Annotated in this window: 16 protein-coding genes; 3 read left to right on the top strand and 13 right to left on the bottom strand. The window is 38.6% G+C overall.

Annotated features, from left to right (window positions below):
• Positions 1-40: 40 nt before the first annotated feature.
• From M0G43_RS10890 to M0G43_RS10870, 5 genes are all read right to left on the bottom strand, one after another.
• Positions 41-610, bottom strand: coding sequence for a TPM domain-containing protein (locus M0G43_RS10890; protein ID WP_248026383.1), 570 nt, complete (start codon positions 608-610; stop codon positions 41-43).
• Positions 594-1,046 carry a hypothetical protein gene (locus M0G43_RS10885; protein WP_248026380.1) on the bottom strand — a complete coding sequence of 151 codons (453 nt, stop codon included), beginning with the start codon at positions 1,044-1,046 and terminating at the stop codon, positions 594-596. Before M0G43_RS10885 ends, M0G43_RS10890 begins: the two co-directional genes overlap by 17 nt.
• A 100-nt stretch (positions 1,047-1,146) precedes the next feature.
• On the bottom strand, positions 1,147-1,356 hold the full coding sequence (locus M0G43_RS10880) for a hypothetical protein (protein ID WP_248026372.1): 210 nt from the start codon (positions 1,354-1,356) through the stop codon (positions 1,147-1,149).
• Positions 1,357-1,471: 115 nt separating this feature from the next.
• Positions 1,472-2,131 (bottom strand): ABC transporter ATP-binding protein, encoded by a 660-nt coding sequence (locus M0G43_RS10875; RefSeq protein WP_248026365.1) that lies wholly within the window; start codon positions 2,129-2,131, stop codon positions 1,472-1,474.
• Positions 2,132-2,170: 39 nt separating this feature from the next.
• Positions 2,171-4,603 (bottom strand): DUF5916 domain-containing protein, encoded by a 2,433-nt coding sequence (locus tag M0G43_RS10870; RefSeq protein WP_248026362.1) that lies wholly within the window; start codon positions 4,601-4,603, stop codon positions 2,171-2,173.
• Between the two features lie 213 nt (positions 4,604-4,816).
• On the opposite strand from M0G43_RS10870, the gene folE reads away from it, so the two are divergent.
• A complete protein-coding gene (gene folE, locus M0G43_RS10865; RefSeq protein ID WP_248026360.1) occupies positions 4,817-5,413 on the top strand; it encodes a GTP cyclohydrolase I FolE in 597 nt (198 codons plus the stop codon).
• Positions 5,414-5,467: 54 nt separating this feature from the next.
• A complete protein-coding gene (locus M0G43_RS10860) occupies positions 5,468-5,761 on the top strand; it encodes a hypothetical protein (protein WP_248026358.1) in 294 nt (97 codons plus the stop codon).
• Positions 5,762-5,827: 66 nt separating this feature from the next.
• Here M0G43_RS10860 and M0G43_RS10855 read toward each other — a convergent pair whose 3' ends face one another.
• The 8 genes from M0G43_RS10855 to M0G43_RS10820 form a co-directional block, all read right to left on the bottom strand.
• Positions 5,828-8,074 (bottom strand): TonB-dependent receptor, encoded by a 2,247-nt coding sequence (locus M0G43_RS10855; RefSeq protein ID WP_248026350.1) that lies wholly within the window; start codon positions 8,072-8,074, stop codon positions 5,828-5,830.
• A 53-nt stretch (positions 8,075-8,127) separates the two neighbouring features.
• Positions 8,128-8,472, bottom strand: coding sequence for a hypothetical protein (locus tag M0G43_RS10850; protein ID WP_248026348.1), 345 nt, complete (start codon positions 8,470-8,472; stop codon positions 8,128-8,130).
• A complete protein-coding gene (locus M0G43_RS10845) occupies positions 8,472-8,966 on the bottom strand; it encodes a DUF6787 family protein (protein WP_248026345.1) in 495 nt (164 codons plus the stop codon). The genes M0G43_RS10850 and M0G43_RS10845 overlap by 1 nt, the downstream gene beginning before the upstream one ends.
• Before the next feature lie 26 nt (positions 8,967-8,992).
• Complete coding sequence (locus M0G43_RS10840) at positions 8,993-9,448, bottom strand: DUF6146 family protein (RefSeq protein ID WP_248026343.1); 456 nt, start codon at positions 9,446-9,448, stop codon at positions 8,993-8,995.
• A 203-nt stretch (positions 9,449-9,651) separates the two neighbouring features.
• A complete protein-coding gene (locus M0G43_RS10835) occupies positions 9,652-10,293 on the bottom strand; it encodes a DUF937 domain-containing protein (protein ID WP_248026341.1) in 642 nt (213 codons plus the stop codon).
• A gap of 94 nt (positions 10,294-10,387) precedes the next feature.
• The gene (locus M0G43_RS10830; protein WP_248026333.1) at positions 10,388-11,350 is read right to left on the bottom strand and encodes a D-2-hydroxyacid dehydrogenase; all 963 of its coding nucleotides are present in this window, start codon (positions 11,348-11,350) and stop codon (positions 10,388-10,390) included.
• A 122-nt stretch (positions 11,351-11,472) separates the two neighbouring features.
• Positions 11,473-12,537, bottom strand: coding sequence for a 3-phosphoserine/phosphohydroxythreonine transaminase (gene serC, locus M0G43_RS10825; RefSeq protein WP_248026329.1), 1,065 nt, complete (start codon positions 12,535-12,537; stop codon positions 11,473-11,475).
• Positions 12,538-12,649: 112 nt separating this feature from the next.
• Positions 12,650-13,708, bottom strand: coding sequence for an acyl-CoA reductase (locus M0G43_RS10820; RefSeq protein WP_248026326.1), 1,059 nt, complete (start codon positions 13,706-13,708; stop codon positions 12,650-12,652).
• 63 nt (positions 13,709-13,771) lie between these two features.
• On the opposite strand from M0G43_RS10820, the gene M0G43_RS10815 reads away from it, so the two are divergent.
• Positions 13,772-14,125 (top strand): 4Fe-4S dicluster domain-containing protein, encoded by a 354-nt coding sequence (locus M0G43_RS10815; protein ID WP_248026323.1) that lies wholly within the window; start codon positions 13,772-13,774, stop codon positions 14,123-14,125.
• The last annotated feature ends 146 nt before the right edge of the window (positions 14,126-14,271 follow it).

Below are 14,271 nucleotides of genomic sequence, written 5' to 3'. Positions count from 1 at the left end.
CAGTTACGGGATTAAAGTTAATGATTAAACCAGGAGACTTTTATTCCCATCGTTCTATCAGCTCTAGTACACCTGTTTTAATGCCGAGATAATAGTCTCCTTTTTTGAATTCAGGAATGATGGTTTCTTCTATCACTTTTTTACAGATGTCGTCTGTCAGGACGAGTTCAGTGCCATATCCTGTGGCTATTGCTACTTTTCTACAAGGCTTGCACAGCACAATTGCGAGTCCGTTATTTGTTTCGGCATTTCCCACGCCCCAATAGTTCATTAAATCTGTTGCATATTTTTGGATGTCGGAATAAGGTTTTATACTGTCAACCGTTACAACTACTACCTGTCGGGTGGTTTTAATGTCGTAATCATATAGAAGCTTTGTGAGCTCTATTCTTTGAGACGGACTGAAAATGCTGTCATAATCATTTATGATTTGACCTTGGAGCTTTGTGTTGCGGAATTTTTCAATTTTTGAGAAATCAAATTTGGTTGTAGATTGCACAGTATCCTGTTCTTGCGCAATGCCTTTGCAGGTGCACACATTTAACGTCAGGATTAGCACCAGCAAGACTCCAAAAACGCGAGATAGGCAATGATTATCTAGTTTCAGCATACTTGAATTTTTCAAAGTTTTCTGGAAGTTCATTGGTTACTTCTAGCTTATTTGAGGTAATGTTGGGTTTTATTTTAATGACTTTGGTAGTGGCATCTATCTCAACATCGTGTTCGCTTCTCATATTCACAACATCTTTATGCAGCACCTTAAAATGATGATCTCCACTTTTCAGATTGATGATTACATACTCGCTAGGTTTTAACTGTCCAAGAGCTTGGTCATTGAGCCAAATATTCAAACGTGCCGTATTATCTATCTTATGAAAAATATTAGCGCCATTATATATGAGAATGATTCCGTTGCCAAGTTCATCCAACTTCACATTTTGAAGGTCGGTTTTAATGTATGTGTATTCTGAAGTTATAGGTTTTAGCCCACAGGACACCAGTAGTAGAAAGGCTAGAAGCGCTATGGTGTTGTTGATTCTTTTCATATAGATTTAGAGTATTAGAATGTCACTAAAATACACTTTTAAAACATATGAACGAACAATTTCATTCAAAGGCCGAACAGAAATAAAACTTAAGTGAAAATTATTGCAAAACGCGTTCCCGTCGATGTTTTTCCGTTCCCATCGCTGGAAATGCTGTTCCCAACGATGTTTTAGCTGTTCCCAACGCTGGAAATCGTGTTCCCATCGGTGTTTTAGTTGTTCCCAACGCTGGAAATTGTGTTCCCAACGGTGTTTTAGTTGTTCCCATTGCTGGAAATGCTGTTCCCAACGATGTTTTAGCTGTTCCCATCGCTGGAAATGGTGTTCACGCTGCTGAAAATACTGTTCATATCGTTGTAGTTCCTGTTCTTGTCGAAAATAAGGTTAAGCAATGACTGTTTGAACAGGTTATTAGGAAGCTTAAATCAGACAATCTTCCCATCAACCATCACAAGCTTTCTATCGGCCATGTCAGCCAATTCTTCATTGTGGGTAACGATGACGAAGGTTTGTCCAAACTCGTCGCGAAGTTTAAAAAAGAGTTTATGCAAATTATCAGCGCTCTCGCTGTCTAGGTTACCACTGGGTTCATCGGCAAATATAAGTTCTGGGTTGTTTACCAAGGCTCTTGCCACAGCCACACGCTGCTGCTCACCACCCGATAGTTCGCCGGGTTTATGATGGTAGCGGTCTTTCAGACCTAAAAAGGCCAGAAGTTCCATGGCACGTTTCTCGGCATCGGCCTTGGCAGTGCCTTTGATAAATGCTGGCAAACACACATTTTCTAGAGCTGTGAACTCTGGCAACAGCTGATGAAACTGAAAGATAAACCCAATGTGCTCATTTCTGAATTTGGCTAGGGCTTTGTCGTTCAGGCTGTTCAAACTTACATTGTTGATGATGAGTTCGCCTTTATCTTTCGTAGAAGCCCTGTCGAGTGTACCAAGTATTTGCAGCAAGGTGGTTTTACCAGCACCAGAAGCGCCCACTATCGAGACGACTTCACCTTTGGCAATGTGCAAATCGACACCTTTTAATACGTGCAGGTCGCCGTAATATTTATGAATGTTTGTAGCTGTAATCATAACCTCAAACATACTACTTTAATGCTTGCATTGCAAGCATCAAGAGTTTTTCTTCTGAAAGACGTTTTTGATGTTATTATAATCAATAAAATACACCAAACGGATGGATAGGGTATGCTCAATAGGCTGCTCAAATAAGGTTTTTACACTGTTGAAATATTTCCGTTTGGAAAACACATCTCTATTGAACAATTGATTGCGATACAAGGCTGTCAGGAAACTGCCTGGCGCAAACTGCCACGAATAACTAAAGTCGAGATTCCAAGTGTTGAAGTTGACATTTGGGTCATTGATGTCATCTACCGTATAACCATCTTCTTGCGATAAACGTCCGTTTTCTTGTAAAACATAAAGGTCGCGCTCATAGGTAACGGTAGACCAATAGTTTCTAAAGGTCAGGTTGAGCGAATGAAACGGATTAAAGGTATAATTTCCCGAAAGACTGTTCACCACCTCAAGCCTACGGCGTTGCCCAAAGATGATGTCATCATCTACCTTGGTTACAAAGCCACGGTCTTTGCGGTAATCATCCATATAAAACGAATACTGCATCAAAAACTTATCGCTAAAGCGTACCCTTGGTTCAATCCCAAACCAATAGTTGTAAAAATCCCTGCCTGGCTCATAGATGCCTGCGTAGCCCACGTTGGCATCCAGTGCAAAAGTTTTGTTATAATTGGTCGAAATCCAAGCATTGGTATTAACAATATCTTCCACAATAAAATAACGGCCAGGTGTGCGTGGCTCAAAATAATCATAGATCTTACCTATTTGCCAATTGGCATTTAGCCCAAAGCTGTGCAGTTTTTTAGTGGTTCCGTTGATGTTGATGCCCGTATTCTTGCCTGTATAGACACTAGGATCAAATAAACGGTTATAGTTAAACCAAGTGCCTACATAGAAGTTGTTGAGTTTTTCTGTTGGCTCAAAGATTCTATAGGACGCATCGGCAGAAAAGTTATTGTAATTGTTTCTGAACAGAATGCCCAAGTCGTTGATGTTGTATTTGGTATCTGCCAAAGAATGCCCGACGCTGTAGCGATAATTGCCGTTTACCTTTCCTAGGAATAATTCCGAACTAAAGCCATTGCGAGACCCGTCAGGAAGATTCAACGAACTCATTTTGGCGCCACCGCTGACGTTATATTTATTGGATTTGGTAGTAATGTCGAACAGCGCAGCCGTAACGTTGGCGTCCCTAAAATGACCATCGCGTGTCACATTGGTATTCACCAGACTTACCGATGAGTTTTGATTAAATTGCTGGTCGAGTACCAAGATGTTGTAATTGGCCAAGGGCTCTACCACCTCACCACGTGTGTTTCCTGTAAGAGTGTCTCTTACGGTAGCATATGTCTTTTCAGTAATCGCATTAAAAAAACCGATGCCCAAACCTTTTTTAGTCCTACCTGATACTTTGATGGCGTTTAAAGTCTTCACCTTATCCGGATAGTCGACGAGTTCTTCATTTTCCTGTAAATTGACATCACCAGTAGGCGCACTTCCCACACGACGCGAATAAAACAGGTTTCCTTTGTTGAATAAATCGACACCTTCTTTAAAGAATTGGCGTTGCTCTGAAAATTGTTGTTCAAAAGGCCCAAGATTCAGCACCACATTGTCAAAACCTGCCTGACTAAAATCAGGAATCAAGGTGGCATCCAATGTAAAGTTTTCACTGATACCATATTTCACATCAAGCCCTATGCTATAATCATCTGTCGTTTTTCCGTCAGAAGAATTGATCAACGCAGAGGCAAACGGATACAAAAACAAGCGAGTAGGAGGTTGGATGTTCTCAAGGCCTACCATTTCGCCGTGATACAAACCGATATTCCCTTGTGAAATATCTACAGGATTCCAAGTGTATTGCTCACGAGTACGTCTAAACTGCCTGTGAAATTGCAGTCCCCAAGTAGGTTTCTCCTGATTGGCAAAACGCAACACGGCATACGGTACTTTCATTTCAACAATCCAGCCATCATCTACAATCTTTACGGCACTGTCCCAAACGGCATTCCACCCAAAATCCTCTCCATTGCTCGGACTCGCGATGGCATCGGCCTGTGTGCCTGTTGGGAATACGACCAATTCGGTATCGTTCTGTGCATCGTTGTTTGGGTTAAAGACTACCAAGAAAAAATCACTCTGACCAAAGTTGTCACGACTGGTCATTTGCTTCATTATTTCGGCAGGATTGTCATAAAGATAGGCAGCAATGTAAATGGCATTGTCATCATAGGTCATTTTGACCACAGTCTCTTGGCCAGGTTTTTCCTTGACGCCCATTGTGGGCCGAAACTGGGTAAAATCTTTCGCCTCCATAGCGCTTGCCCACACGGCGTCATCCAGGACGCCATCTATTTTGGGAGGGTTGTCGGTGCGTTGAATTTGCAAGGTTTTCTTTTCCTGTCCAAGCATTGATGAGATGCATAGTATGGACATCAGAAAACTAATAAAGCGGATGGTCATAGTTTATTGATTGATGATGTTATATAATCTTAAAGACTATAGAACAATTGGTTTGTTACAGTTAGTAAAACAAATCTACTTATGACAAGCAGGGTATTGTCATAAACAAACGTTAAAAAACCGTTAGAATTGTTAATGTTACAGTAAGCTTGTAGAAGGTTTCAAGACCAATAATTATTATGTACATTTATCAAACAAACTAAAACCACGCGAATGCCATACCAACATTTTGAAGAGTACAATATCAAAGTTACGGAAGATATCAAAGACCGATTTAAGGAGATTATTACAGATTTAGGCGAAGATGTCTCACGAGACGGACTTCTCAAAACTCCAGAGCGCGCATCGAAAGCAATGCAGTTTCTCACGCAAGGTTATCACCAGGATGCCGCAGAGATTCTAAAGAGCGCGATGTTTGAAGAAACCTATAACGAGATGGTAATTGTAAAGGATATAGAAGTGTATTCACTTTGTGAACATCATCTATTGCCATTTTTTGGAAAGGCACACATTGCCTACATTCCCAACGGACATATTGTCGGGTTGAGCAAGTTGCCACGCATTGTCGATGTTTTTGCCAGGCGATTGCAGGTGCAAGAGCGATTGACAGAGCAGATTCTCGATTGTATCAACGATACCTTAAAACCTCAAGGCGTTGCGGTAGTGATTGAAGCGTCGCATATGTGTATGATGATGCGTGGCGTACAAAAACAGAACTCTGTTACTACAACGTCAGGATTTAGAGGTCAGTTTGAAAAGATTGAAACACGCAATGAGTTTTTGAAGCTGATTAGCAATAAGTTTTCCTAATATATTTTGGTACGTTTCTTGCTATAAAACAATTATAAATCAATTATTTGCAGAATGAAATTAGAAAAGTTAAGTAGAAATAAAAAGTTGGTACTGGGAATCATTTTTGATCTTGTCGGGATGATTACCTTCATTGACATTATTTGGGCGCCAGTTTCTGGTTACTTGATGTCAAAAATGTATAGTGGACGCAAAGGTAGAATAGCCGGTATCTTATCTTTCGTAGAAGAGATTTTACCTGGGTTTGATGTGATACCATCATTTACCATTATGTGGTTCTTGACGTATGTGTTTAAGAAAGATCAAGATAAAGAACCTATTCCGATTAAAGTAAGAAGTGATAATTAATACTTCAGTTTATAAATTAAAAGAGCCAAGATATATACGATTCTTGGCTCTTTTTGTTTTGCCACTTTACAGATAATAGGTCAAGCCTAAACTAAAATTTCTTCCTATATTAAAAATTCCTTCAGACTTTAATCGCGACAAATGATTGATATATGCTTCGTCAGTCAAATTTGTACCTGAAATAGCTATTGCCAAATCCTTCTTGAACAATTTAACCATACCACCAATCCCTGCACTCAACAAATCATAAGCACCTGTAGTGGTTTCAAATTGGCTCACATTGTTTTGCTCAAATGTTGATCTTAAAGTCACAAAGGCATAGCCTTTTTGCAGCCATTTGTTGTTAAGTTCCACATGTATGGTATTGTTGAGCGTATTTGCTGGTATCAGTGGCAAATAAGAGTCATCTTCTTGCTGACCGGTGACGGTTTCAAAACTGCTCTCTACGTGTAACCAATCGAGTGGGTGAGGGTGCAAGTGAAACCCAATTTCACCGCCATATAATCGTGCATTGTTCTGTACATAATTGAACACAGGCGTGTCATCAATCTCTTCGCCAGTGGGAGCGATATAGATGTAATTTTGAATTGTGTTGTAAAAGCCGTTGGCAAATAGTTCAAAATGTTCATTGGCATATTCCAAGGATAAATCAGTTTGAAAATTCTGCTCATTGGCTAAATTAGCATTTCCTACTTCGTAACGATTGGTACCTTCGTGCGTACCGTCTGAAGTCAATTCGGCCAAATTAGGTGCTCTAAAGCCCGTTGCCAGATTAAGTCGTGCCGTTACTTGTTTAAAAATATCAGTTTTGACACCAACAGCACCATTAAAACTGTTGAATTGACGATTGATGCCATCCAACACCTCAATAGTTCGATTATCAAAACGAGCGCCCAATTGAACATCGGCTTTTTCAAAATGAATATGTGATGTTGCCAAAACTCCTATGTCATTTGTAGTTGCATCTGGAATCAATTGTTCTTCGCCGTAATTGGTATTTCTTTGGCTCATACCTTGTACACCCACAATGGTTTCAAACTTGCCCATTTTTGGGAGATGGTATTTCACATCGTAATTAAAGGTTTTAAGCTTCATTTGCAGAGCAGGGTGCAATTCGCCTTCTTCGTCTTCATGATGTTCTTCACCTTCGTGCTCTTCACCGCCTTCATGTTCTTCCTCTCCTTCATGATGATGATGCTCTTCAAATTCATTTCTATCATTGTACAAAAGACCTAAATTGATGTCCAAACTGGAGTTGTCAAAGAATACTGTAGATTTTGAACTCAACACGTGGTTGGTAATATCCTGATAGGGCAGTAAAGGCGTTCTGGCAGTCGATTGTTCACCAATCTCTTCGGGAATACCCAATTTTGAATGATTGACATTGTAACGTACTTCAGTCTTGAATTTTTTATCTTGAAAACCAAAACCAGCCTTAAAATCCTGTTCTCTAAAGCGCGTATTGGTCACGCGGTAGTCTTGAGTGTCATAATCGGAATGCTCTGTTAAACTTCCTCTAAACAGAAACTTGAATTTATCTCCCGATGACTTAAAGCCAGCATTTGTTGAATATCCCTGCGTATTGGTAAAGTAATTTCCGCCAAAATCAGCCTTTGAACTATTGGCTTCAGCAAACTTCTCTGGATTTAAATACAGAACACCGCCAAGAGCATCACTACCATAGAGTAGGGAAGCAGGTCCTTTGATGACTTCAACACTTTCAATGCCAGCATTGCTGACACCGAGTCCGTGTTCATCACCAAATTGCTGATTTTCGAGTCTAACACCTTGGGTATAAACCAAAACTCTGTTGGAACTTAATCCTCGAATGACTGGTTTGCCTATACCAATTCCGGTAGTGACGCTCTCTACACCAGCAATATTGGATATCCCATCCGCAAGGGTCACTGAACCTTTTGATTTTAAATCGCTGACACTTTCGCGCTCTACCTTCATCACATTGTCGCTTTGAAGCTTGTGAAAAGGGGTGGAAACAATCACTTCTTCCATCTCTATGGCAGACGGATTTAAAGCAAAAACAATAGGTTCATTTAGAGGTAAACTTATGTTTTGCGATAAAGTTTCGTATCCAATGATGGAAATGACCACTTTGTAAGTGCCTTTGGGTAAATTATTAATGGTAAAAACACCGTGCTCATTGGTTGTGCCGCCTTTCTCCAATTGGGGAAGGTACACATTGGCAAAAACTATAGGTTCGTTTGTCGTTTTGTCTGTAACTGTGCCAGACAAGCTATGTTGTGCATATATTGATGGTATTGCCAATAATAGCAATACATTGAAAAATAATTTCATATGAATGATTTTAATTAGTTTAAAAAAAAGCTTCTGAAATCCTTCAGAAAATGTTATGATAAACTAATTTGTGGCGGCCCACGAAGTGAGAAATGCAGTTGTTGAAACTCACTTAAAAACGCATAAGGAGCTTCAGTTTTAAGAGTATTTATCTCCACCATTACTAATTCGGCCTGAAGAACAGGGATGGTAAATGGTGAGCTTAATTTGAATTTATAAAAGCTACAATCAAAATCGGCATTATGAAGATGTGTTTCCGGTTCCCCTTTACATACTTCGTGATGATGATGTTGATGGGTAAAAACGTGCGAAAATTTAACTCCAGTTGGTACCAACAGCGTAAGTACCAATACTAACGTGGCAATTCTAAAAGCAATATGTTCGCTAAATTTCCGCATCAATCTAAAAAACGTTTCAAGCCAAATCTACGGAGTATTTTTTTTTCGAATTCCCAGAAGAATTGAAACTGGCCAAAAAGCCATCCGAAGCATACCAATAGAATTTGGTAGAAAAACAGCCCAATGATAGCATATAAAAACCAATAAGCAAAAGGGTTTAAGTTTTCTTTAGTAATTCCTAAAAAGAGCATAATAGGTTTGCTGATGAATGCTGAAGAAGAACCAGTAATGGCAAAAACCAAAAAAATTCGAATCATTTGCCATCTATAGTCCACTATCCATTTGTCTTCCACTTTTTTGAACCACCAGAGGAAAAACTTCAGAAGTACAAAATACAAGACGATGGTGAGAACAGCGATATATAGAATGTCTAATCCTTTTAAAATGATGGAAGCCAGTTTGTAAGCCAAATAAAAGTTGGCTAAAATGGCGAGAAATGGAAATATCAATTGCCAATTATGCTGTATTTCCCAACGCTTTTTGAAGTTTTCCATAGACTATTTTGCGCTGCAAATATACTCTAAATGCGCGGAATGTAGCCTGCCAATTTTTGATTGTAAGTCAATTGGAAATAAATGAAATAATTGTAAAGTTTGTAATTCACATCGTAACCATAGTCTACGGCAGGATCATAGTTAATTTGCATTTCATATAGATTAGGATTGAAACGATGAGGTTGGAGTACCCTATTGTTCCACTCAATAACATATTGTCTGTTTCTGGCCTCCATAAACTGCTGTGAATAATACCCTTCCGGTCTTGCAGTACTGGCTAGCCATGAATTAAAACCTGGCTCGATGATAATGATTTCGTATTCCAAATTGTCATTGGCAATGCGAACAGTGTCTTGGCTTTCGCTAATTGCGTTTCTTATGTCATTCGACTTGTTGGTTGAGGATGCTGTAGATGCAGTTTTGCTGCTATCACAACCAATGAATATTGAACAAATAATTAAAAGATAGCTTAATGATTTCATAATAATTCTTTTTTATAAGTTACGAAAAAAAGAGTTGACTTCAAACTATATTCTTTATACAAAAGAAGAGCCAAAACAAACCTTTATTTCAATGATGAATCAAAAGTATTTGTTTTGGCTTTTATAGAACAACTGTATTTAGTTGTCAAAGGTTTTTAGTGAGTGAAAGTGTGTTTTGGTTGAGACACACTTCAAATAAAAAACTATTTACCTCCAAACAATCCTCCCAGAAGACCTCCCAGGCCGCCTTTCTTTTTGTTGCCACCTCCTAGTACCATTCCGGCGACATCATCAATAACACTGCCGTCACCATCAGCATCTAGGATTGATTCGAGGAAGCTTTGCTCATTTTGAGGTGAATTTCCTTTTAACAAACCGCCTAGCATTCCTTCTAGACCACTTTGACTATTGACGTTTTTCTGTTTGGCTTGACTGCCTAAAATTCCCATAAGAATTGGAGCAGCTACTTTTAGAATTTGTGCAACAGAGTTAGCATCAAGCCCAGATTTTTGGCTCAAGGCATTCTCAACATTCGATTGCTTATTGCCCAAAACGTGCCCCAATATTTTGCTACCATCATTCAATACGTTGTCATCAACACCACCTCCAAAAAGTCCGCCCAGATTTTCCAAGATGCTGCCGTCGTGTTTACCGTTTAGTGCTCCCAACAAACTATCAGCACCTTGAGATGTGGAGGCATTTCTTCTCATCGCTTGCATCAAAACTGGCAGCGCCATTGTCAACACATCTTGTGTTTTGCTTTCAGGTTGGTTTGTTTGACCAGCCACACCACTAACGATTGATTTTCCAACAGGGCTGTTCAATAAATCTAAAATTCCAGACATTTTCTTTAAGTTTTAAGTTGAGTTTGTAAATTATAAAAAAAACCTATAACATAGGCAGTTATAGGTTTTTTTTATGAAGTTATGTTGATAACTTTTAGACTTTTTCAGTCTTTAAAATACTGATAATTTGTGATGCCAATTCAGTACCGATTCTATCTTGAGCTTCATTCGTGGCAGCACCAATATGAGGTGTCAATGACACTTTTGGGTTCATCAAGACTTGAACAGCCGGAGTAGGCTCATTGTCGAAAGTATCCAATCCTGCAAAGGCAACTTTACCGCTATCAAGCGCTTTAATTAAAGCCACTTCATTGATAACACCACCGCGAGCTGCATTGATAATGCCGACACCATCTTTCATTTGTTTAAATTGTTTTTCATCAATCACATATTCCTTTTGTGCAGGAACGTGTAGGGTGATGAAATCTGAATGTTGCAACAAATCTTTCATTGGTTGGGTTTCAATTTCAACATTGATAAACTGACCATTATAAAAATCAACCTTGATGGTTGCTTTGTCTGCAAACTTATCGCTGGCAATGACTTTCATACCAACACCCAATGCAATTTTTGCTACTTCACGACCAATTCGACCAAAACCAATAATTCCTAACGTTTTGCCACGTAATTCTCTACCTTTCGCATAATTCTTTTTAAGCGTATTGAATTGTGTATCACCATCCAATGGCATATTTCTGTTGGCATCGTGCAAGAAACGCACACCTCCAAATAAATGCGCAAAAACCAATTCTGCTACCGATTCTGAAGATGCCGCTGGCGTGTTAATGACGTGCAATCCTTTGCCACGAGCATACTCCACATCAATATTATCCATACCTACGCCACCACGACCAATGATTTTGATACTTGGACAAGCATCAATAAGATCTTTTCTCACTTTTGTGGCACTTCTGACCAAAATGACGTCAATGTTGTGCTCGTTTATGTAGTTGATTAATTGTTCTTGTGCTACTGTTGTGGTGATGACTTCAAATCCTGCTTCTTCAAGGGATACCTTTCCGCTGTTTGAAATTCCATCATTTGCTAATACTTTCATTCTTCAAGTTTAAATTCAAAGTTAAATGTTCAAAGTTTCTATTTTAACATCATACTTTTATTTATATAATCTTTATTCTTTATAAATACACTGCCAACCGCTCCTTAAAACTGCCGACTAGTTTATGCTTTTGTTTCCAATTCGCTCATAACCTCTACCAATGCTTTTACGCTATCCAAAGGCAAGGCGTTGTACATTGACGCTCTGTAACCTCCAACGCTTCTGTGACCATTCAAACCACTGATATCTGCTTCTTTCAACATTGTGTCAAAAGTTTCTTTAAGGTTGTCATTTACCAAATTGAATGTAGCGTTCATAGTAGAACGATCTTCTTTTACTGTAAAGCCTTCAAACAATGGATTCAAATCAATTTCAGAATAAATCAATCGTGCTTTTTGGTCATTTATTTTTTCGATAGCAGAAATACCTCCCATCTTTTTCAACCATTCCATTGTCAACATAGACACGTAAATAGGAAACACAGGTGGCGTATTGAACATACTGCCTTTGCTGATGTGTACTTTATAATCGAGGATTGAAGGAATTTTTCTAGAAACTTTCCCTAAGATATCTTCCTTCACAACTACTAATGTTGTCCCAGCAGGACCCATATTTTTCTGTGCGCCTGCATAAATCAAATCAAATTTTGAATAATCAAGATTACGAGAAAAAATATCGCTACTCATATCACACACCATTGGAATTGGAGAATCCGGAAAGGATTTCATCTGTGTTCCGAAAATGGTATTATTAGAGGTACAGTGGAAATAATCATAGTCTTCCGGAATTTCGTAACCTTTAGGAATGTAATTATAGTTAGCTTCTTTAGAAGAGGCTACTTCATACACATCATCAAAAATTCTAGCTTCCTTTATGGCATTGTCGGCCCAAGTTCCTGTATTTAAATAGCCAGCTCTTTTTTCCAAAAGATTCAATGCTACCATCACAAATTGCATACTGGCACCACCTTGAAGAAATAATGCTTTATAGCCCTGACCTTGTAAACCTAAAAGTTCCAATGCCAAGGATCGAGCATTCTCCATAATGTCAACAAAAGCCTTGCTTCTGTGGGAGATTTCCAATAAGGACAAACCTGAATTGTCCAACTCGATAACTGCCTCGGCAGATTTTCTTAAAACTTCTTGCGGTAAAATACTCGGACCAGCACTAAAATTGTGTTTTTTCATTGAAAAAAATGTTTTTTGCTTTCACTAAAATGGAAAAGTGTTGTTTTTTTGAACACTTGCAAAGGTGCTAAATTCTGAAGAAATTAATGTTATGAATATGATAATTTATCAACTATATTTTTAACAAAAACGTTATAGTATCAACATTATCGGCATAATCCCAAAGTTCCGGTCGTTGGGTTTGGCCAAATCTGATTTCTGAATCCAAAATGCCTTCAGAAACGACACATTGAATGTGATCAGAATCATCGTGAAGTTTTTTCTTAAGATGATCTAGGTTATCGTAATATTCATAAAAAACCGTTGCAATGGGCGAACCATAGCTCTTATCTTCTTTAATCATCAAAAAACCATTCTCCAGCATATCAAATTCACTCATCAAATACACCGCCTTGTTGTAATCGTAGTTATTGGCGTATTTGGTTTGATGGATGATAGGATTCCAGTCATACATCGCTTTAAAAAAACTTTCAAAGTTGTACTCTTTTGGAACAAATAATTTGGAAACATTTCTACAGCCCAAACCGTAATATCTAAAGATGTCTTCTGATAATGCTGTCAATTGCTCCTCACTTTCGTTTCCTGTTAGAACAGCTACAGAATTTCGATTTTTTCTGATGATGGATGGTTTGCCTTTAAAGTAATATTCAAAATATCGTGCTGTGTTATCGCTTCCTGTGGCAATAACAGCATCAAAGTCTGTCAACTTTTCTTCGGTAAATGACATCTTGCCTTTGAAATCAGGTTCTACCAGCTCCAAATATTTGCATAAAAAGGGGAGAAGGTGTTTATCGTTTGATGATTGCTTCACCAATACGTGATGGCCCGAAATCAATACACACAAGAAGTCGTGAAAACCAACCAACGGAATATTCCCAGCCATTACAATCGCGACTTTTTTCGATGACACATCGTTAAAGTCATACTTTGATAACCATTCCGTAAGATTACTTTCTGTCAATAGATTAGCCCATCCTTCTAAAGCGAACAATACATTTTCTTTTGTGAACCAACCATTGTGTTCATAGGCCAATTGCATCTGATGTTGAAAACCATCAAAAAACAAATCATTATGTGCTACAGAAGTATCTTTTTCGATACGTTCTCGGTTAAATTGGCTCAAGAAATTTCCCAGTTGACTGAAAGCGTTAATTCTTTGTTGTAAATGCATTCGCTATTTGGTTATGAATGGTTTTGGCTTTACTTTTGTGCAAAGTTAGAAAAAGAATATGCTATGGCAATTATTATAACAGACGAATGTATCAATTGCGGTGCTTGTGAGCCAGAATGCCCAAACACTGCAATCTATGAAGGTGCAGACGATTGGAGATATAAAGATGGAACAAGTTTAAGAGGTCGCATTGTACTGCCTGATGGTAAGGAAGTAGATGCTGATGAGGCGCAAGAGCCTGTGAGCGATGAAGTTTACTACATTGTTCCTGATAAATGTACAGAGTGCAAAGGCTTCCACGAAGAGCCTCAATGTGCTGCTGTATGCCCTGTAGATTGTTGTGTTCCAGATGATGATCACGTGGAAACGGAAGAAGAGTTATTGGGCAAACAACGCTTTATGCATCCGGAGGAATAGTGTTCAGTTTTCGGTCGTAGTATACCGTAAAAAATTAGAAATGAATCTCGAGAAAGCTCGGGATTTTTTTATGCCTTTTAATTGAGATAATTGTCTAAATTTGCACTCGCAAAATCCTAGCTAAAGAAATCTTGGGTCTTGTGTCT

The organism is Subsaxibacter sp. CAU 1640 (assembly GCF_023156585.1).
Lineage (GTDB): Bacteria > Bacteroidota > Bacteroidia > Flavobacteriales > Flavobacteriaceae > JBPOFM01.
Note: the sequence above shows the minus strand (reverse complement) of the source record. Positions and strands in the feature narration are given on the sequence as shown.